Raw genomic sequence first — 17,801 nt, 5'->3', positions numbered from 1 at the left:
AAGCGAAATAGCTGTAAAAAAAGCCCCTCATGCATGCAAAGGGGCTTTTTGTATTACAATAGAGGCTATTTCAGCGTCGGGATCGATAGCTTTTCGATTTTCAACACGTTCTTCGGCGTGTCGGGAGTGGAGGGATGTGGCACGACCTTCCAGAACTTCCCGGTGGTGATTTGCCAATCTTCGAGAAGCGTCTTTGCGTGGAGGCTTTGGGTATTCTCCAGATGTGCCTCCAACACTTTTTTGAGTGCGTCGATCTCACCCCCGTCACCAAGGCGCTCGATGTCGACCATCGCGGGATTATAATAGCCGTCGAAGGTATTGTCTGCGTCGTAGACGAAAGCGAGTCCACCGCTCATGCCGGCCCCGAAGTTTGTACCCGTTTTTCCAAGACAAACGACGAGTCCGCCAGTCATGTATTCACAGGCGTGGTCCCCTACTCCTTCGACGACTGCGACTGCCCCAGAGTTACGAACACCGAAACGTTCCCCTGCCAAGCCAGCTGCGAAGAGGTTACCTCCGGTAGCACCGTATAGGCAGGTGTTTCCAATCAACGTATTTTGGGTCCAGTCGTAGGTCTGTTCCTCCCCTGGGCGGATACTAATTTCGCCTCCACTCATCGATTTCCCGACGTAGTCGTTCGCTTCTCCGAGTAGAGTTACCTTTATACCGTGGGTGAGCAATGTACAGAAACTCTGACCTGCAGTTCCTTTGAAGGTGAGGTCAATCGACCCGGCGGGAAGATGGTTCGGTCCTCGTACGTAGGCGACTTCGCCTGATAGGTGCGTGCCGAGGCAGCGGTCTGTGTTGCCTACTTTGTATTTGCCCTTGAAGGACGCGTCTCGTCCGACGATGACACCGTGCGATTCTTGAATAATAGTTGAGTCAAGACTGCCGTCGAAACCGAGTCTCTCGTTGCGTGGACGAGTATGGGTGCGAGGTGCTTCGCCGCTTGGATCGGGATCGTGAAGCAGGCCGCTGAGATTGACCGTAGCGGTTTTCGGGTTTTCCGGATCGTCGATTTGCTCGAGGAATTCAGTGCGTCCGACGAGCTGGTCGAGCTTGCGGACTCCCAGCTTGGCCAAGTAGTAGCGTACATCCTCCGCGACTGCGTTGAAGAAGTTGATAACGTTTTCCGCGGTACCCTTGTATTTCGCTCTGAGGTCATCTCTTTGCGTGGCTACTCCGACGGGACATGTATTCAAATGACAAACACGGAACATGGCACAGCTAGCTGCTATCATCGCGGACGTTCCGAAGTTGAATTCTTCGGCTCCGAGAATGGCAGCAATCACGATGTCACGTCCGGTCTTCATACCGCCGTCTGTGCGTAAGGTGACGCGGTTGCGCAGGCCGTTCATCATGAGTACCTGATGGGTTTCAGCGATACCGATTTCCCATGAGGAGCCAGCGTGTTTAACGGATGAGAGGGGTGAGGCGGCGGTACCACCATCGTGTCCGGAGACGAGAATGACGTCCGCGTAGGCTTTTGCCACGCCCGCTGCAACGGTTCCGACTCCGGAGCTCGAGACGAGCTTCACGCAGACTTTGGCACGTGGGTTCACTTCCTTGAGATCGAAGATAAGCTGAGCCAAGTCCTCGATAGAGTAGATGTCGTGGTGTGGCGGCGGAGAGATGAGGGTGACGCCTGGAACGCTAAAGCGAAGTTTAGCGATGAGCGGTGAGACCTTGTGTCCCGGAAGTTGGCCCCCTTCCCCGGGCTTGGCTCCTTGGGCGATCTTGATCTCGATTTCCTTGGCAGAGGCCAAGTATTCAGCGGTAACACCGAAGCGGCCGGAAGCGACTTGCTTGATGGCTGAGGAAGCGTTGTCCCCGCTCTCTAGTAGCGAGTAACGACGCGGTTCCTCTCCCCCTTCGCCTGAGTTCGACTTACCGCCGATGCGGTTCATGGCGATGGCTAAGGTTTCGTGGCATTCCGGCGAGAGAGCACCGAGCGACATCCCGGCTGTACAGAAGCGGCGGCGTATGTCTTCAACCTCCTCCACTTGGCTGACATCGACTCCAGAATCTGGATACTTAATCCGAAGCAGGTCTTTAATGGCGTAAGGCTGATGCTCGTCCGACTGCTGGCGATAGGTATCGAAGTCTTCCTTTTTATGTGTCTTCAGGAAGCGGTGCATACCACCCACGACCTTAGGGTTCCATGCGTGGAATTCTCCGCCGTTGCGGATCACCTTATAGTAGCCGGCACTTTCAAGTTCGGCTTTAAGTTCAGGATCGTAGGCGTGCTTGTGGCGTGCGAGTGTTTCCTCTGCTATGAGTTCGTAGCTAATCCCGCCGATAGGGCTGGGGGTGCCGACAAAGCATTCGTCTATGACGTCTTGAGAGATGCCGATTGCTTCGAACATCTGGGCACGGCAATAGGAGAAGAGCGTACTGATGCCCATTTTGCCCATGATCTTGAGGAGACCCTTATCGATCGCGGTGCGGTAGTTATTCGCTGCTGCGGCGGCATCAAGACCTTCGATTTCTCCTCTATCTGCGAAGTTGGTCATGATCGCAAGTGCTAGGTAAGGATTGACCGCGTTCGCCCCGAAGCCAAGCAAGCAGGCGATTTGATGTACGTCGCGTGCTTCGCCGGTCTCTGCTACCAAGTCGCACTTCATTCTGTATCCAGTTTTTACGAGGTGCTGGTGGACCGCTCCGATAGCAAGGAGCATCGGAATTGCGACTCGATTCTTGGATACATTTTTGTCGGAAAGGATAATGAGTTTGGCCGAGTTACTCTCGACTGCGTCTTGGGCTCTGGAGATCAGGTCTTTCAAGGCGAGCTCTAAACCGGCTGCACCGGATGAGGTCGTATAGGTTGCGTCGAGTCGGATTACGCGATCTTTGAGGAACTTGACGTCAAAAAGCGCTGCGAGCTCGTTGTTAAAAAGTACTGGGCTGTTGGCCTTGATGAAGCCAGCCGATTGAGGAAGGTCCTCGAAAAGGCCGAGCCGGCCGCCGAGCAAGGTATTGAGGGACATCACCGAACGCTCGCGAATGGAGTCGATCGGCGGATTGGTTACTTGGGCGAAGAGTTGACGGAAGTAGCTGTAGAGCAACCGCGGTTTGCGAGAGAGAAAGGCAAGTGGGGTATCGTCTCCCATTGAACCGATCGCTTCCATTGCTGATTCGGCCATAGGCTTGAAGATGATTTCGTATTCATCTTTCTCATACCCGAAAGCGAGCTGGCGCTGGACCTCTTCGTCCTCGGAGTTCGAAATGCTACCCTTTGCGCTGGCTGCGTAGTCTTGAATGTCCACGAGGTGCTCGGTGCACCATTTTTGGAAGCGCTCGTCGTTGCCGAGTTGGGCTTTGATTTCGTCGTCGTCGAGGAATTTGTGTTCCTCCATGTCGATAGCGAGCATCTTGCCGGGACCAAGTCGGCCGGTGCGGACGGTTTTCATGTCGGTCTCGTCGATGAGGCCGAGCTCGGAAGCGAGCATGAAAGTTCCGTCTTCGTATATTTTGTAACGTGCGGGGCGAAGTCCGTTGCGATCGAGGGAGGCGGCGACGTATCGACCGTCGGCAAAAGCAATCGCGGCGGGACCGTCCCAAGGTTCTAGCATGCAAGAGTGGTACTCGAAGAAGCCACGCATCGAGTCATCGAGTAGTGCGTTGTTTTCCCACGCTGGCGGCATCATCATGGTGACGGCTTGCAGGGCGGAGCGTCCTCCGAGGGTGAGTAGCTCAAGGGTGTTGTCGAAGCTGGCGGAGTCGGACATATCCGGCTGTAACATCGGGCGAAGATCGGCGAAACGTTCTCCCCAAATACCGTAGACGTTGGAATTTTCGCGAGCTCGCATGAGATTGCGGTTTCCTCGGATGGTATTGATTTCGCCATTGTGAGCCATCATGCGGAATGGTTGGGCGAGATGCCATTGTGGGAAAGTATTCGTCGAGTAGCGCTGATGGAAGATGACGAAATTTGTCGTGTAGGACGAATCTCGCAGGTCGGGGAAGTATTTGCGGACCTGCGGAGAATTGAGCATGCCCTTGTATATAATAGTGCGGCAAGAAAAGCTGCAGATGTAGAAATCCTGCAGTTGAGCTTCTTCTGCGGCACGTTCCGCGGTTTTGCGGGCGAGGAAGAGTTTGCGTTCGTATTCCTCTGCACTCAGCTCACCGGTCTTGGCGATGAGGGCCTGCACCATGTGTGGCTGAGTGCGGTCGGCCTTGCGCCCGAGACAGTTGGGGTCGACTGGGATGTAGCGCCATGCGAGTAGACTGAGGCCTTCAGCTTCTACCGCCTTTTCAATGATCTTGCGACCATGGGCTTGGGCGTAGTCGTCATTGCGAGGAAGAAAGATGACTCCAACACCAAGATCGGCGTCGTTGAATAACTTCTTGCCTTGGTCCTCGAGAAACTCACGGAAGAGCTGATGGGGGATTTGGGTGAGGATGCCAGCGCCGTCGCCTGTGATGGCGTCAGCGTCGACGGCCCCGCGGTGGGCCAGGTTTTTGAGGGCTTGCAGCGATTTTTGGAGGAGCTCGTGGGAGCGTATGCCATTGATGTTGGCAAGTAGGCCGACGCCGCAAGCGTCATGTTCAAAGTCCTTTTTGTAGAGAAGTGGTGAGGCTTGAATCTGGTCCATTTTGAAAAGTGTGGGTCTCGGAAACTCTGAAGTGAGAGGCAAAAAAGGCCGGAAGTTGTCTCCGGCCTTTGTTTCGTTCGCTTCGCGCAAGGCGAGAGATCTTAGAAGAATCGGATTGGCTTGGCCGCGGAGCGCATCTTTTCGTGCTCTTCGTCGGTGCAGCCGCGGTCTGTCGGGGCCGCAGCCTCCGCTTCGCTCGAGCTGACGAGCGTGTTGGCGAGCATGTACTGCTCGACTTCCTCGCCGGAAACATCAGCGAGCATGACACCGTCGATCTCAACACAGGGGGAAAGTGGCTGACCGGATTTGGCGACCATTTCCGCGTAGTTGTCGGGATTGTTGATGATGTCAATGTCTTCGTACTCGAGCTGGTGCTTATCCATGATAGCACGTACGCCCATGCTCCAGCCACAAGTTGGTTTCAAGTATGCTTTGATCTTCATGTCGTCAGTTAGGTGTAGATTGTTCTGCAATATTCGCGCCGTGTAGAGCGAATGTAGGTGACGAAGCTGCACTTTCAAGCGGCTGCAGGACTTTCTGCAAGAACAATTGGGTTCTCGCAAGCCCAGCTGCGGAATTGGGAGATTGTGAAAAATGGTGACTTCCTTCAGTGTCGGACAGCAAATGTCTGAGTTGAGGCGCTAGAATAGGCGGCCTAACAGCACTCGAATCTTGCCAGCCCAGTTTGGCGGAAGCAGATTTGGTACAAACACAACGATAACCCTAATACTTTTCGAAAACACACATGGCTAAAGGTAAAACGAACCCCCTTCCCTCCTCTGACGATCGTGAAAAGAACGTCGAACTCGCAATTTCCGCGATCACTAAGCAGTTCGGTGAAGGGTCGATCATGCGATTGGGCAGTGGATCCAAGTTGGATGTGGATGTGATATCCACCGGTTCAATTTCGATCGACCTCGCTCTGGGTGTGGGAGGCTTGCCGCGCGGCCGTATCTGCGAAATCTACGGACCGGAATCTTCTGGTAAGACGACCATGTGTTTGAGCCTCATCGCTGAGGCACAGCGCAAAGGAGGCCTTGCTGCATTTATCGACGTGGAACACGCGCTCGACCCGAAGTATGCCCGCAAGCTTGGCGTTAACGTGGACGATCTTTTGGTTTCTCAGCCAGATTCTGGTGAAGACGCGCTCAATATCACGGAAACTTTGATCCGCTCGAATGCTATCGACGTAATCGTGATCGACTCTGTTGCGGCACTGGTTTCCAAGAACGAACTCGATGGGCAGATGGGTGATGCTACGGTCGGTTCGCAAGCGCGTCTCATGAGCCAAGCGATGCGTCGACTGACTGCCATTGTCAGTAAGACCAAGTGTATCTGTTTGTTCACCAATCAGATCCGTGAAAAGATCGGTGTCATGTTCGGCAGCCCGGAGACCACTCCTGGCGGTCGCGCCCTCAAGTTTTTCTCCTCGGTGCGGATGGACATTCGTCGCATCGGACAGATCAAGGACAACTCGGGTACGGTCATGGGCAACCGTACTCGAATCAAGATGGTGAAAAACAAGGTCGCCGCCCCCTTTACCGAGGCCGAATTCGACATCATGTACAACGAAGGCATCTCTCGTACTGGATCGATCGTGGACCTTGGAATTGAGCACAAGGTGCTTGAAAAGAAAGGAGCTTGGATTTCCTATAACGGAGATCTGATCGGTCAAGGCCGTGAGGCCGCCAAGACTTTCCTCTCCGAGAACAAAGAGGTATTTGAGGAGATTTCGGTCAAGATTTTGGAAACGGTCAATCCCGACCTGCTCGTAAAGAAGCAACTAGAGGAAGCGACGAGCAAGTAGCCAGACGGAGCCACCGTTTCTCCCCTTCCCTTTTTCAAAGGCCGCTTGTCAAAGCGGTCTTTTTGTTGGAAGGGTAACGAGAGGACGAGTGCCGCGAGCGTTCGAGAAAACTATAGGATTTCAAAGTGTATGGAAAATACTGATACAGTTGTAGCATTAGCAACCCCTGCAGGGGAGTCGGCTATTGCATTGATTCGCGTGACGGGTCCCTTATGTAACCAAATTGCGAGGAGTGTTTTTGATTTGGCGAAGTCCCCTACTCCTCGGCGAGCCTGCCATGGAAGCTATCGCGATATCTCTGGCGAAGTCCTCGATGACGTGGTCTACACTTTGTTCAATGGTCCGAAGTCGTATACGGGTGAAGACGTGCTTGAGGTGAGTTGCCATGGAAACCCTCTGATTGCCACTCGGTTGCTCGAGGACATGCTGGCCCGTGGCTGCCGGCAGTCTGAGCCGGGAGAATTTACGCGCCGCGCGTTCCTCAACGGACGAATGGATTTGACCCAAGCGGAAGCGGTTATGGAACTAATCCAAGCTCGCAGTGATCGTGCTATCCGCGTGGCTAACAACCAGTTGAGAGGAAATTTCGGACGCCAGCTCGTGCAACTCAAGACTAGGCTCCTCACAACGGTGGCGACCGTTGAAGCGTACATCGATTTTCCAGAGGAGGATCTTCCGCCCGAGCAGAAGAAGAAGGAAATCGAGGCGATTCGTTCAGTGCTAGCTTACTGCTCTCGGATCATCGACAGCGGCAAGTACGCTGCCTTCCTGCGAGACGGCGTCAAGACTCTGATTCTCGGTGAACCGAATGCAGGTAAAAGCTCTTTGCTCAATTGCCTGCTCGGTTTCGAACGAGCGATCGTGAGCGACGAGCCTGGCACTACTCGTGACTTTATTCGAGAACGTGTCATTTTAGAAGGTCACTGTCTCCAGTTAATGGATACGGCAGGGCTTCGCGAGGCTGCTAGCGGAATCGAGCGTCAAGGGATTCGCAAAACAGTCGAGCTGAGCGAAGAGGCGGACCTGTTCTTGTTGGTGCTCGATGGCAGCCTTCCGGCTCCAGTTTTGCCAGATGAAGTTTCCGAGCAATTGAACGCTGAGAACTGTATTGTAGTGCAGAACAAGTCTGATTTAGGTGACTTACGTCCCCTCCCCTCTGAGCTCTCCGAATTGCAACGGGTTTCGATGTGTGCCCTCTCTGGAGAGGGGCTGGATACTTTGAAGACTACGATTGTTGCGATGATCGATGCTCATTTGGCCCAGGATCAAGATGATCTCATTTTGGTAAACGCTCGACATAGCGCGGCCCTCAAAGAGCTGGCAAGCTGCTTGGAATCTGCCATCGGGAAGTTCGAGGAAGGTGAACCTGCGGAGTTTGTTGCAAGCGAGCTTCGAGGTGCGGTGGATGCGATTGGCTGTGTTTTAGGGCGAATCGACACCGAAGACATGCTCGATGTGCTATTTTCGAGCTTTTGCATCGGCAAGTAGCTGTTTGCAGGGGGGGTACGAAGCTGCTTGAGCTTCCAGTCCCCTATCCTATCGTCCACGTCCATGAGCGGAATGCTGGATGAGTACGATGTTATTGTCTGTGGTGCGGGTCATGCCGGGTGCGAGGCAGCTTTGGCTGCGGCTCGGATGGGTGCTCGAACCTTGGTGTTAAGCGGAAATATAGACACGATTGCAGCTATGAGTTGCAATCCGGCTATAGGCGGAGTCGCCAAAGGCCAAATGGTCCGCGAAATCGATGCATTGGGCGGCGAAATGGCGATCAATGCCGATGTATCTGGAATTCAGTTCCGTCTGCTCAATGCATCTAAGGGTCCGGCGGTCCAGTCACCGCGTGCTCAGTGCGACAAGAAAGTATATGCTCTCCGTATGAAGCATGTACTGGAGCTTCAGGAAAACCTTTCCATTTTCCAAGCGACCGTCACCGGATTGATATTCAAGAGCGGAAAAGTTGTCGGATGCCGGACTAATCTTGATGTCGATTTTTATGGAAAGACCTTGGTCGTAACCACAGGTACGTTCCTGAGAGGCTTAATGCACGTGGGCAAAAACAAGACCGAAGGCGGGCGGATGGGTGATTATTCAGCCAAAACGCTCTCAGGGAGCTTTCTCGAGGCCGGTATCGAGCTCGAACGACTTAAGACTGGTACACCGCCAAGGCTTCTGGGTCGCACCATAGACTTTTCAGGGCTTGAGGAACAAAGGGGGGATGAGGATCCTGCATTATTCGGGTTCTACGATACGCGTGGTGAAAAGGATCTGTTCCACGTGGAACAACGCGGAGAAATGTTTGCTGGCTGGAAACCGGGGTCTGAACAGGTTTCGTGTTGGATCACGTACACTTCGAAGGAGACCCAGTGCATCGTTAACGACAATCTGCATCTTTCCGCCATGTATGGCGGCGAGATTGAGGGAACTGGCCCTCGGTATTGCCCAAGTATCGAGGATAAATTTGTACGCTTCGCCGATAAGACGCGGCATATGCTGTTCTTGGAGCCCGAGGGTCGTAACACGAACGAGTATTATGTGAACGGGCTGTCGACGAGTCTTCCATTTTCTACGCAGTTGGAGATGCTTCGTTCGATTGACGGTTTGCGGGATGTGCATCTTTTGAGGCCAGCTTACGCCGTTGAATACGATTTCGCTCCTCCGACCCAGCTTTTCCCTCATTTAGAGTCTAAGAAGGTAGAGAATCTTTTCTTTGCGGGTCAGATCAATGGTACTTCCGGTTATGAGGAGGCGGCTTGCCAAGGGCTGGTTGCAGGCGTGAATGCGGTACTGAAAGCGAGGTGTGAGGACCCGATGGTGTTGAAGCGCCATGACGGCTATATAGGAGTGCTGATCGATGACTTGGTGACTAAAGGTACCAAGGAGCCATACCGCATGTTCACGAGTCGGGCGGAGTACCGTTTGCTGTTCAATCATGGGAGTGCTGAGTTGCGAATGCTTGAGCATGCTCAAGCTCACGGGCTGGTGTCGAACGAGCGGCTGCTCAGAATGAAGGCGAAGAAAGCTGATGTCGCGAAATGGGTCGATTGGCTTGAAAGGAACCGTCGCGATACCGCTACATGGGCAACTCATATTCGCCGAGGAATAGGGGAGGGTGAGCTACCTGCGGAGTTGGGAGCATTGAAGAAAGAAACCTTGGATCAGGTTATGTATCGAACTAAGTACGCTGGCTATCTCGAACGTGAAACGCGACAGATTGCGAAGCTCAAGGACGTGGAGAAGATCAAAATACCGGCTGATTTCGACTATTCTAAACTCAATGGGTTGCGTTTGGAGTCTATTGCGAAGCTCAGCGAGACAAAGCCAGCCACGCTTGCTCAAGCGGGACGTATTAGTGGCGTTAACCCCTCTGATGTTAGTATTTTGATGATTGCATTAAGGTCGTAATAGATTGATGTAGAGCATTTTAGAAATTAAATTTACAATTCAGATTTGCGTAGACGGTTGTTTGTCGAATAACGGTCCGTGCGTCACCGGATTGTAACGCACCTGAAGTTGCGCTCCGACTTTGTCTCGTAACAATTGGGTCCTTACTTATTACGCTTATGGTAGCTATGGATGACTCGAAAAGAATTTTGGTAGTAGACGACGAAGTCGATGTGACAGAGTTGCTGAGCTATCATTTGCGCCAACGCGGTTACGAGGTTCGTACCTTGAATGACTCCCGTATCGCTCTTGAAACGGCACGTCAATTTAGGCCAGAGCTGGTGGTTCTAGATATAATGATGCCAGATTTCAGCGGCTTGCAGGTTTGCCGTCTGATGAGGGCCGATTCTACTTTGAAGGAAATTCCGATTATCTTTCTCAGTGCCAAGACGGAGGAAGGGGACCGCATCGATGGCTTCGAGAGCGGTGCGGACGATTACGTGTGCAAACCATTTAGCCCGAAAGAACTGATGTTGCGCGTTTCGGCAGTTCTCAAGCGTCGAGTCGAGACCGAAGAGGCCAAGGTTCTCGAGGTGAACGGAATCCGCATGGATGTAGAACATCATCGCGTGGAAGTGGAATCGGAAGGTATCGATCTGACCGCGACGGAATTCCGTTTGCTCAAACTGCTATTGGAGGAGCGGGGCAAGGTGCAGACTCGCGAAACGCTCCTTCACAAGGTTTGGAACTACGAGAACGATATTGAAACTCGTACCGTCGACACGCATATGCGTCGATTGCGTGAAAAACTTGGGAACGAAGCCTCTTGGCTTGAGACCGTTCGTGGGGTGGGCTACCGCTTAGTTGAAAGCCGGTAGTACCTTATGACCACAATTTTTGCCTGCGTCGCCCTAGGCTGCGCTATCTTCTTTGCTAGGAAGTACTTCCGGCAGAAGGTAGCGATTCGCTTGCTCGCTGAATCGCTCACGAGCCGCACTTCCATTTTGACCCATTCCTCGGATTTTCGGGGAGTCAACGAGAATTGGGGATTACTTCTGAACGAGCTTAATCGTCTCATCGAGGACAACAACAGTTTGAGTCGCAAGAGTAGCGGGCAGCTCAATCAGATCGATACCACGTTAGGGAGTTTGCAGGAAGGCGTAATTATCATCGACCGCGATAATTATATCCTACTAGTTAACAACGCTTTGAAGAACATGTTTCCCTCTATGACAGAGGGAGTAGGGCAACGCATTGAAAGCGGAATGGGCAGCTCTGACTTTCTGGATTTTGTCTGGGATGTTAAAAAGGGTAGGGGGCCTGCTAAACGGGAAATCGCTTTTCGCAATGGGCAATCGGAGATCTGGCTCGATATCACTGCTTCCCGTCTTTCTGAAGCTTTGGAGGGAAACGGCCCATGGTTTCTGTTTGTTCTACACGATACGACGCGGCAGAAGCTATTGGCTCAGGCCCGCAAAAATTTCGTGGCGAATGCGTCGCATGAGTTGAAAACTCCTGTCGCAGTGATTAAGGGGTACTCGGAGACGTTGGTTTCGGATCACGAAACGATGCCCTTGCAGGATCGGGAGCAGTTTATTTCGACCATTCACCGACACTCGGAACGCTTAGCGTTGCTTATCAATGACCTGTTGAGCCTTTCGCGGTTAGAGGGCGATGCTCCGAGTTTCGATTGGTCAGAGTCCGATGTATTGTCTTGGATTCGGGAAATCGCGTTCGACTACGGTTCGAGTCCTCGCAAATCGGGGCTCAAGGTTCAGACTGCTTTTACTGACGAGATGGTAGCGCGTGTTCGCTATGACGTGCTCAAGCTCCGCCAGGTCTTCGACAATCTCGTCGAGAACGCCTTCAAGTACTCGCCAGAAGGCGGGTGTATTTGGATCGGTGCACGCGTTCGTGGAGGTGAGTTGCTGCTTTGGGTAGAGGACGAAGGGGCGGGAGTTCCTAAGGAAGACTTGAACAAGATTTTCGAGCGTTTTTATCGAGTCGATAAGGGTCGATCTCGCGAAACGGGAGGAACTGGCCTTGGACTGAGCATCGTTAAACACATTATCGAGTGGCATGAGGGGCAAGTCTGGGCCGAGCTTGCCGACAAGGGCGGCCTACGAGTGGTTTTCAGTCTGCCATTGCTTCCGGCGTTGCGGGAAGACGCTAATACGCTCCCGCTCGAGACGGAAACCGAGAAAAGCTGACAAATACGAGTTGAAAGCGCCCGAATTTCAGTGCTTAAACCCGCAGCCATGAACGCCGGATACGCACAGCACCTCGAATGGGTTGAGAAGAGACGGGCCCAGCTTGAAGAAAAACTCGCCACGCTATTTTCGGTACCTGCTGTCCTCACCTTAGAGATCGGTTGCGGCCATGGGCACTGGCTGGCAGATTTCGCTGTTTCGTTCCCCGAGAAACAGTGCCTAGGTGTAGACCTCATCGGAGACCGAATCGAGAGGGCGCAGAAAAAGGTGGAGCGGGCAGGAGCGACGAACGCTCGCTTTGTCCGTGGCGAAGCTTTTGAAGTTCTCGATCTGATGCCAAGTCACGTTCGATTAAACGAAGTTTTTATCCTTTTTCCGGACCCTTGGCCCAAGAAACGCCATTGGAAAAACCGCCTTTTCAGCGTAAAGTTCCTATCAGAGCTCGCAAAGCGTTGCGCCTCAGGTGTTCGTTGCCATTTCCGCACTGACCATGGTCCCTACTTCGATTGGGCCGAGCAAGTTATTGCTGAGCAGGACGTTTGGGAGCCTGAAGGCAATTTTGAATGGCCTTTCGAACGCGAAACGGTGTTCCAAAACAGAGCCGATAGCTACCAGTCACTCGTCGTTGTTAAGCGCTAGCACGTCCCAGATAACATTGGTAGGTGAAACGAAACTGCGCTACACTATTATATAATCTAACTATTCCACGAATACCTACCCGTAGGCTGCAATTGCTACTAGCTGCAGTCCGATTGCCATCACCGCCAGGATCGTGCAAAAAAGATAGAATGGATCGAATGCCTTGGGGCGACCCCGCTTAACTGGCCGCTTCTTCGCCGCCTTGTGGGGAGATCGCTTCTTCTCGATTTCCTTCAAACCACTGAGCGCGTTGGTAAGATTGTCCTTGGCCATTGCACTCTAAATTTCAGATCTAGAAGGCTAAGCCAAGAACTTACTCTCAGTATTAGATTTCTTACTGGGCATGAAATGAAATACTTACAATCTGCCCTAATAGGCGTAAAAAGTCTTTCCAGAGTTGACGGCCCCTCGAGGCTGGTACAACAAACTCTCCTTCTTTCACCTATGGCGGGCAAAAAGACATTTCTCCTCTCATCACTAGCGCTACTTCTCCCGGTAGCTGATGCATCTGCCGCGGTCAGCCCCGCAGCGAATGAACTCTTTAACATATTCGGACTGCCGGTCACCAACTCGATGGTGACGAGCTGGGTGATTTCGATCCTACTCATAGTTGGTATCCGTGCAATGGTGGGCCGTCCGAAAATGGTACCGTCCAAGGGACAGGCTTTGGTGGAGTCGATGCTGTGTTTCGTGCGCGACACGACTAAACCCATTGTTGGCAGCAAGGCGTTTCGACTGACCTTACCCATGATCTTGGGGCTCTTCTTTTACATCCTTATCCAAAACTGGAGCGGATTGCTACCGGGAGTGGGCAGTGTGGGAATGGGTTATACTGGGGAAGATGGTCATTTCCATGTGACCGAGCCATGGATCCGCCCCGCGAACGCTGACTGGAATGGAACGATAGCTCTAGCGGGCGTTACCATGATCGCTTGGCTCTTCATTGTGCTCAAGTCGGATGGACCAGTGGTCCTGATCAGGGATCTCTTCGGCAACAAAGCGGATAAGAAGGAGGTGGGCAAGTTCATGTGGATGGCATTGTGGCCGATCTTTCTCATCGTCGGTGTCATCGAAGTGGTATCCATACTCATTCGCCCTCTCACCCTATCGGTGCGTTTGTTCGGCAATATTTATGGCGGCGAGAGTTTGCTGCACCAAACCGGTTTCATCTTCCCTTTCTATTTTCTCGAGCTCATTGTTGGGTTTGTCCAACCGCTGGTTTTCATCCTTCTGTTTAGCGTGTATGTGGGGCTCATCTGCAACCATGGTGACGGAGAAGAGCACCACTAGAGTAAACAATCTGTTGTCGGGACCATGTACAAAAAATGTGGGCGGCAATATAATAGCTAACAAAAAAAAATACGTATAATGAACATCCTCGCGGAAATCACAGGTAACATTGGTGCAGGTATCGGTGCTCTCGGAGCAGCGATTGGCGTAGGCCTCATCGGTCTCAAGGCTGCGGAAGCAGTGGGTCGTAACCCAGGAGCTTCCGGCAAGATCCTCGTTCAGGCGATCCTTGGTATGGCTCTAGCAGAAGGTCTCGGCATCCTCGCCATCTTCTTCATCCAGTAAGCCCGCTTGAATACTTTTGGCACCATCCGCGTTCGTGCTGGTGGTGCCTTAGCTATTTTCTCAATTACTCTCGTATCACTCTACGAACATGACTGACCTCATCCAAGTCCTCGCGGCGGCAGATCCTCAAGCAGCTGACTCAGCGAACCTCGTCGAAACGTTTGGTATCCATGGGAGCCACATCCTCATGCAGGCGATCAGCTTCACGATCCTTGCAACCGTTCTTTGGAAGTTCGCTTTCAAGCCAGTGATGGCCACGATGGAGGAGCGTGAATCCAAGATCGATTCCGGCCTCAAGTATGCGGAAGAGATGAAGGTCAAGCTTGCTGAAGCTGAAGCGGAAAAGAAACGTATTCTTCAAGAAGCGTCCGTCGAAGCGAAAACGATCGTGACGGAAGCTCGCCAAACGGCTGAAGTACGCATCGATAAGTCTGCTCAAGAAGCCATCAAGGCTGCGGAGGACATCACTAGGAAGGCTCAGCTCCAGATTGAAAACGATCGCAAGCAGATGCTCGCCGAAGCTCGCAGCGAAATTTCCCGACTCGTTGTCGCGACAGCAGGCAAGGTTCTCTCCAAGGAACTTTCCTCTGACGAAAAGGCCCGTTACTCCGAGAGCGCCAGCTCGACACTCGTTTAACCCTCGGGCTGTAACCGAAATTCAATGACACGCGACAAGCAAATCATCAACTACGCGAAAGGACTGCTCAAGATCTCTCTGGAGGACGGCGAGTTCTCTGAAGAGCGTGCTTCAGCAGTTTTGCAGTATCTGGAAAAAAATCCACCGCGTAAGTACGCTTCCGTCCTCAAAGAGTACTTGAAGCTCGTGCAACGCGAAGTCGCGAACAGTACTGCTGCTGTAGAACATGCCGGTGAACTCAGCTCCTCTGCGATAGAAGCGATCAAGGCCAAGTTTTCCGCTCACTACGGACGCAAAATATCCGTAACCACTCGCCAAAACGACTCCCTCATCGCGGGCCTCCGCGTCCGAGTCGGCTGCGACGTCTACGACTCCTCGGTTGCCGGCTCTCTCCACGAGCTAGAGGCGACGCTTTCCTAATTCACACTCCTTTCAGAAAACGCACCTTTCAAAACGTTAGAACACTATGAGTTCCGTCATCGAGCAAATCGAACAACAGATCGCTAACCTCCAGACCAAGACGGTCCAAAGCAACACCGGCAAGATCGTCACCATCGCGGACGGCGTTGCCAAAATCGACGGCCTTTCCGAGGCTATGTACAACGAAATGATCGAGTTCCCTGGCGGATCGATCGGGATCGCCCTCAACTTGGAAGAAGATTCCGTGGGTGTGGTTATCCTCGGCGAATCGACTCACCTAAAGGCAGGCGACGAAGCTAAGTGCACAGGTCAGCTCCTTTCGGTTCCTGTTGGCAAAGGCTTGCTCGGCCGCGTTGTTAACGCCCTCGGTCAGCCAGTAGATGGCAAGGGCCCGGTCGAAAGCACTGAATCTTATCCTGTCGAAAAGATAGCTCCTGGTATCATCGAACGTAAGTCCGTTGACCAGCCACTCGCTACCGGCATCATGGCGATCGATTCCATGATCCCAATCGGTCGTGGCCAGCGCGAGCTCATCATCGGCGACCGCGGTACTGGAAAGACCACCATCGCGATCGACACGATCATCAACCAAGCGAAGATCAACGACGTTGGTCTCGCCTCTGGCGACGAAAACTTCCGTCCTGTATATTCTGTTTACGTTGTTATCGGTCAGAAGAATTCCAACGTGGCGCGTACGCTCGGCGTACTCGAAGCCGCGGACGCTCTCAAGTACACCATTCTCGTTTCTGCTCCCGCCGCGGATGCAGCAGCTGACCAGTATCTCGCACCTTACTCCGGTGTCGCGATGGCAGAGTGGTTCATGTCCAACGGCATGGACGCGCTCATTGTTTACGATGACCTTTCCAAGCACGCGGCGGCTTACCGCCAAATGTCTTTGATCCTCAAGCGTCCATCCGGTCGCGAAGCCTATCCTGGTGACGTATTCTACCTCCACTCCCGCCTGCTAGAGCGTTCTGCTCGCGTCAACGAGGACAATGGAAATGGATCTATCACCGCGCTTCCTATTATCGAAACGCTCGCAGGTGACCTTTCCGCATACATCCCAACCAACGTGATCTCCATCACCGACGGTCAGATCTTCCTCGAAACCGACCTCTTTAACCAAGGTATCCGTCCGGCGGTTTCCGTGGGTCTTTCCGTTTCCCGTGTTGGATCTGCCGCTCAGATCAAGGCGACTAAGCAAGTTGCGGGTAAGATCAAGCTAGAGCTCGCTCAGTTCCGCGAACTCGCGGCATTCGCTCAGTTCGGTTCCGATCTCGATGCGAAGACCAAGGCTCAGCTCGACCGCGGTGCCCGCATTGTTGAGCTCTTCAAGCAACCCGCTTTCAACCCGCTCCCTATCGAAGAGCAGGTCGCTGTTCTCTGGGGTATCCAGAACAACTACTACGACGATATCGACGCATCCAAGATCGTGGCTGCTGCGAATTCCATCCGTGAATTCTTCACAACCCGCAAGGAAGCTCTCCTCACCAGCATACGCACCAAGGCGAAGATCGACGACGAGTTGCAAGCCGAGCTCAAGAAGGCTTACGACGAGTGGAAGCCAAGCTTCGTTTAATCCCGACTCGTCGAGAACCCTCGCGAACCTTTCACTAGATGCCTAGCACTAAAGAAATCCGCGGCCGCATTAAATCGGTCAAGAACACTCGCCAGATAACTAAGGCGATGGAGCTTGTTGCGGCTTCGAAGATGAAGAAGGCGCAGCAAAATGCGTCTTCAGGACAAGCTTACGCGGCACTGCTCGCTGAAGTTCTGGCCAACGTCTCCGGACGTATCGACGGGATTGAGCATTCGTTCTTCGAGGAACGCGAAGTTAAGACCCGCGGCATCCTCGTTGTATCCACAGACCGGGGACTTTGTGGAGCGCTCAACAGCAATCTTTTCCGCGAGATCGTGAAGATCAAAACCGCGGCGAAATACGTGACGATTGGTCGCAAGGCGGTTCAGTTTGTAAGCCGTAACAAGCTCGATTTACTCGCCGAATTTTCGGTTTCCGACGAAGTACCTTACCTTCAGGTAAAGCAAATCGTCGAATACATGATCGAAAAATACGAAGCGGGGGAGATCGACACTATCGAAATTCTTTATCCCCGTTTTGTGAATACGCTGGTTCAGGAAGCTTCGTTCGGAAAACTACTTCCGATTAGCAATCTCGATGACATGATCAACGGACTCCGGGGTAAAGACGCAGAGCCGTATCAAGAAAGCTTGGACGATCGGATGCTCAAATTCGAACCAGACCCCGAAGCGATTCTTTCCTCCTTGCTTCCACTCTTCGTTAATCGCGAAGCGCACCAGGCGTTGCTCAACGCGCGTGCTTCAGAGCACAGTGCCAGAATGGTTGCCATGAAATCCGCTAAGGACAATGCAACTACTTTGCTCGACGGGCTCACGCTTCAGTACAACAAGGCCCGTCAGGCCGCCATCACACAAGAAATCCTCGAAATTGCCGCGGCAACAGCGTCCAACGGCTAACCTTACTTTTAGAACAAAACTTCCATCACCGAAAAGGC

15 protein-coding genes are annotated in these 17,801 nt (G+C 52.8%); 12 read left to right on the top strand and 3 right to left on the bottom strand.

Annotated elements, in window-relative coordinates; all coding sequences use genetic code 11:
* Nucleotides 1-65: 65 nt before the first annotated feature.
* On the bottom strand, nucleotides 66-4,598 hold the full coding sequence (gene gltB / locus QEH53_RS04020) for a glutamate synthase large subunit (protein ID WP_309021845.1): 4,533 nt from the start codon (nucleotides 4,596-4,598) through the stop codon (nucleotides 66-68).
* A gap of 101 nt (nucleotides 4,599-4,699) precedes the next feature.
* Nucleotides 4,700-5,041: a glutaredoxin gene (locus tag QEH53_RS04015; RefSeq protein ID WP_309021844.1), complete on the bottom strand. Its 342-nt coding sequence runs from the start codon at nucleotides 5,039-5,041 to the stop codon at nucleotides 4,700-4,702.
* A gap of 302 nt (nucleotides 5,042-5,343) precedes the next feature.
* On the opposite strand from QEH53_RS04015, the gene recA reads away from it, so the two are divergent.
* From recA to trmB, 6 genes are all read left to right on the top strand, one after another.
* On the top strand, nucleotides 5,344-6,405 hold the full coding sequence (recA, locus tag QEH53_RS04010) for a recombinase RecA (RefSeq protein ID WP_309021843.1): 1,062 nt from the start codon (nucleotides 5,344-5,346) through the stop codon (nucleotides 6,403-6,405).
* 129 nt (nucleotides 6,406-6,534) lie between these two features.
* Nucleotides 6,535-7,893 carry a tRNA uridine-5-carboxymethylaminomethyl(34) synthesis GTPase MnmE gene (gene mnmE, locus QEH53_RS04005; RefSeq protein WP_309021842.1) on the top strand — a complete coding sequence of 453 codons (1,359 nt, stop codon included), beginning with the start codon at nucleotides 6,535-6,537 and terminating at the stop codon, nucleotides 7,891-7,893.
* A gap of 72 nt (nucleotides 7,894-7,965) precedes the next feature.
* Nucleotides 7,966-9,807, top strand: coding sequence for a tRNA uridine-5-carboxymethylaminomethyl(34) synthesis enzyme MnmG (mnmG, locus tag QEH53_RS04000; RefSeq protein WP_345785701.1), 1,842 nt, complete (start codon nucleotides 7,966-7,968; stop codon nucleotides 9,805-9,807).
* A 167-nt stretch (nucleotides 9,808-9,974) separates the two neighbouring features.
* Nucleotides 9,975-10,664, top strand: coding sequence for a response regulator transcription factor (locus QEH53_RS03995; RefSeq protein ID WP_309021840.1), 690 nt, complete (start codon nucleotides 9,975-9,977; stop codon nucleotides 10,662-10,664).
* A gap of 6 nt (nucleotides 10,665-10,670) precedes the next feature.
* A complete protein-coding gene (locus QEH53_RS03990; protein WP_309021839.1) occupies nucleotides 10,671-11,996 on the top strand; it encodes an ATP-binding protein in 1,326 nt (441 codons plus the stop codon).
* Nucleotides 11,997-12,044: 48 nt separating this feature from the next.
* A complete protein-coding gene (gene trmB, locus QEH53_RS03985) occupies nucleotides 12,045-12,635 on the top strand; it encodes a tRNA (guanosine(46)-N7)-methyltransferase TrmB (protein ID WP_309021838.1) in 591 nt (196 codons plus the stop codon).
* Nucleotides 12,636-12,710: 75 nt separating this feature from the next.
* On the opposite strand, the gene QEH53_RS03980 is transcribed toward trmB, so the two are convergent.
* Nucleotides 12,711-12,908 carry a hypothetical protein gene (locus QEH53_RS03980; RefSeq protein WP_309021837.1) on the bottom strand — a complete coding sequence of 66 codons (198 nt, stop codon included), beginning with the start codon at nucleotides 12,906-12,908 and terminating at the stop codon, nucleotides 12,711-12,713.
* A 171-nt stretch (nucleotides 12,909-13,079) separates the two neighbouring features.
* Between QEH53_RS03980 and QEH53_RS03975 the strand changes: the two genes are divergently transcribed.
* The 6 genes from QEH53_RS03975 to atpG all read left to right on the top strand — a co-directional run bounded on the left by QEH53_RS03975 (nucleotide 13,080) and on the right by atpG (nucleotide 17,763).
* Nucleotides 13,080-13,925 (top strand): F0F1 ATP synthase subunit A, encoded by an 846-nt coding sequence (locus QEH53_RS03975; RefSeq protein ID WP_309021836.1) that lies wholly within the window; start codon nucleotides 13,080-13,082, stop codon nucleotides 13,923-13,925.
* Nucleotides 13,926-14,003: 78 nt separating this feature from the next.
* Entirely contained in the window at nucleotides 14,004-14,210 is a 207-nt protein-coding gene (locus tag QEH53_RS03970; RefSeq protein WP_309021835.1) for an ATPase, read from the top strand.
* Nucleotides 14,211-14,298: 88 nt separating this feature from the next.
* Nucleotides 14,299-14,847, top strand: a complete 549-nt coding sequence (atpF, locus tag QEH53_RS03965; protein ID WP_309021834.1) for a F0F1 ATP synthase subunit B — start codon at nucleotides 14,299-14,301, stop codon at nucleotides 14,845-14,847.
* A gap of 24 nt (nucleotides 14,848-14,871) precedes the next feature.
* Nucleotides 14,872-15,267, top strand: a complete 396-nt coding sequence (locus QEH53_RS03960) for a F0F1 ATP synthase subunit delta (protein WP_309021833.1) — start codon at nucleotides 14,872-14,874, stop codon at nucleotides 15,265-15,267.
* Between the two features lie 46 nt (nucleotides 15,268-15,313).
* The gene (gene atpA / locus QEH53_RS03955; protein ID WP_309021832.1) at nucleotides 15,314-16,846 is read left to right on the top strand and encodes a F0F1 ATP synthase subunit alpha; all 1,533 of its coding nucleotides are present in this window, start codon (nucleotides 15,314-15,316) and stop codon (nucleotides 16,844-16,846) included.
* Between the two features lie 38 nt (nucleotides 16,847-16,884).
* A complete protein-coding gene (gene atpG / locus QEH53_RS03950; protein ID WP_309021831.1) occupies nucleotides 16,885-17,763 on the top strand; it encodes an ATP synthase F1 subunit gamma in 879 nt (292 codons plus the stop codon).
* The last annotated feature ends 38 nt before the right edge of the window (nucleotides 17,764-17,801 follow it).

This window comes from Pelagicoccus sp. SDUM812002 (assembly GCF_031127835.1).
GTDB lineage: Bacteria > Verrucomicrobiota > Verrucomicrobiia > Opitutales > Opitutaceae > Pelagicoccus.
Note: the sequence above shows the minus strand (reverse complement) of the source record. Positions and strands in the feature narration are given on the sequence as shown.

Excerpts from the sequence above, each read along its gene's own strand:
- gltB (WP_309021845.1), bottom strand. The coding sequence starts at position 4,598 with ATGGACCAGATTCAAGCCTCACCACTTCTCTACAAAAAGGACTTTGAA.
- QEH53_RS04015 (WP_309021844.1), bottom strand. The coding sequence starts at position 5,041 with ATGAAGATCAAAGCATACTTGAAACCAACTTGTGGCTGGAGCATGGGC.
- recA (WP_309021843.1), top strand. The coding sequence starts at position 5,344 with ATGGCTAAAGGTAAAACGAACCCCCTTCCCTCCTCTGACGATCGTGAA.
- mnmE (WP_309021842.1), top strand. The coding sequence starts at position 6,535 with ATGGAAAATACTGATACAGTTGTAGCATTAGCAACCCCTGCAGGGGAG.
- mnmG (WP_345785701.1), top strand. The coding sequence starts at position 7,966 with ATGCTGGATGAGTACGATGTTATTGTCTGTGGTGCGGGTCATGCCGGG.
- QEH53_RS03995 (WP_309021840.1), top strand. The coding sequence starts at position 9,975 with ATGGATGACTCGAAAAGAATTTTGGTAGTAGACGACGAAGTCGATGTG.
- QEH53_RS03990 (WP_309021839.1), top strand. The coding sequence starts at position 10,671 with ATGACCACAATTTTTGCCTGCGTCGCCCTAGGCTGCGCTATCTTCTTT.
- trmB (WP_309021838.1), top strand. The coding sequence starts at position 12,045 with ATGAACGCCGGATACGCACAGCACCTCGAATGGGTTGAGAAGAGACGG.
- QEH53_RS03980 (WP_309021837.1), bottom strand. The coding sequence starts at position 12,908 with ATGGCCAAGGACAATCTTACCAACGCGCTCAGTGGTTTGAAGGAAATC.
- QEH53_RS03975 (WP_309021836.1), top strand. The coding sequence starts at position 13,080 with ATGGCGGGCAAAAAGACATTTCTCCTCTCATCACTAGCGCTACTTCTC.
- QEH53_RS03970 (WP_309021835.1), top strand. The coding sequence starts at position 14,004 with ATGAACATCCTCGCGGAAATCACAGGTAACATTGGTGCAGGTATCGGT.
- atpF (WP_309021834.1), top strand. The coding sequence starts at position 14,299 with ATGACTGACCTCATCCAAGTCCTCGCGGCGGCAGATCCTCAAGCAGCT.
- QEH53_RS03960 (WP_309021833.1), top strand. The coding sequence starts at position 14,872 with ATGACACGCGACAAGCAAATCATCAACTACGCGAAAGGACTGCTCAAG.
- atpA (WP_309021832.1), top strand. The coding sequence starts at position 15,314 with ATGAGTTCCGTCATCGAGCAAATCGAACAACAGATCGCTAACCTCCAG.
- atpG (WP_309021831.1), top strand. The coding sequence starts at position 16,885 with ATGCCTAGCACTAAAGAAATCCGCGGCCGCATTAAATCGGTCAAGAAC.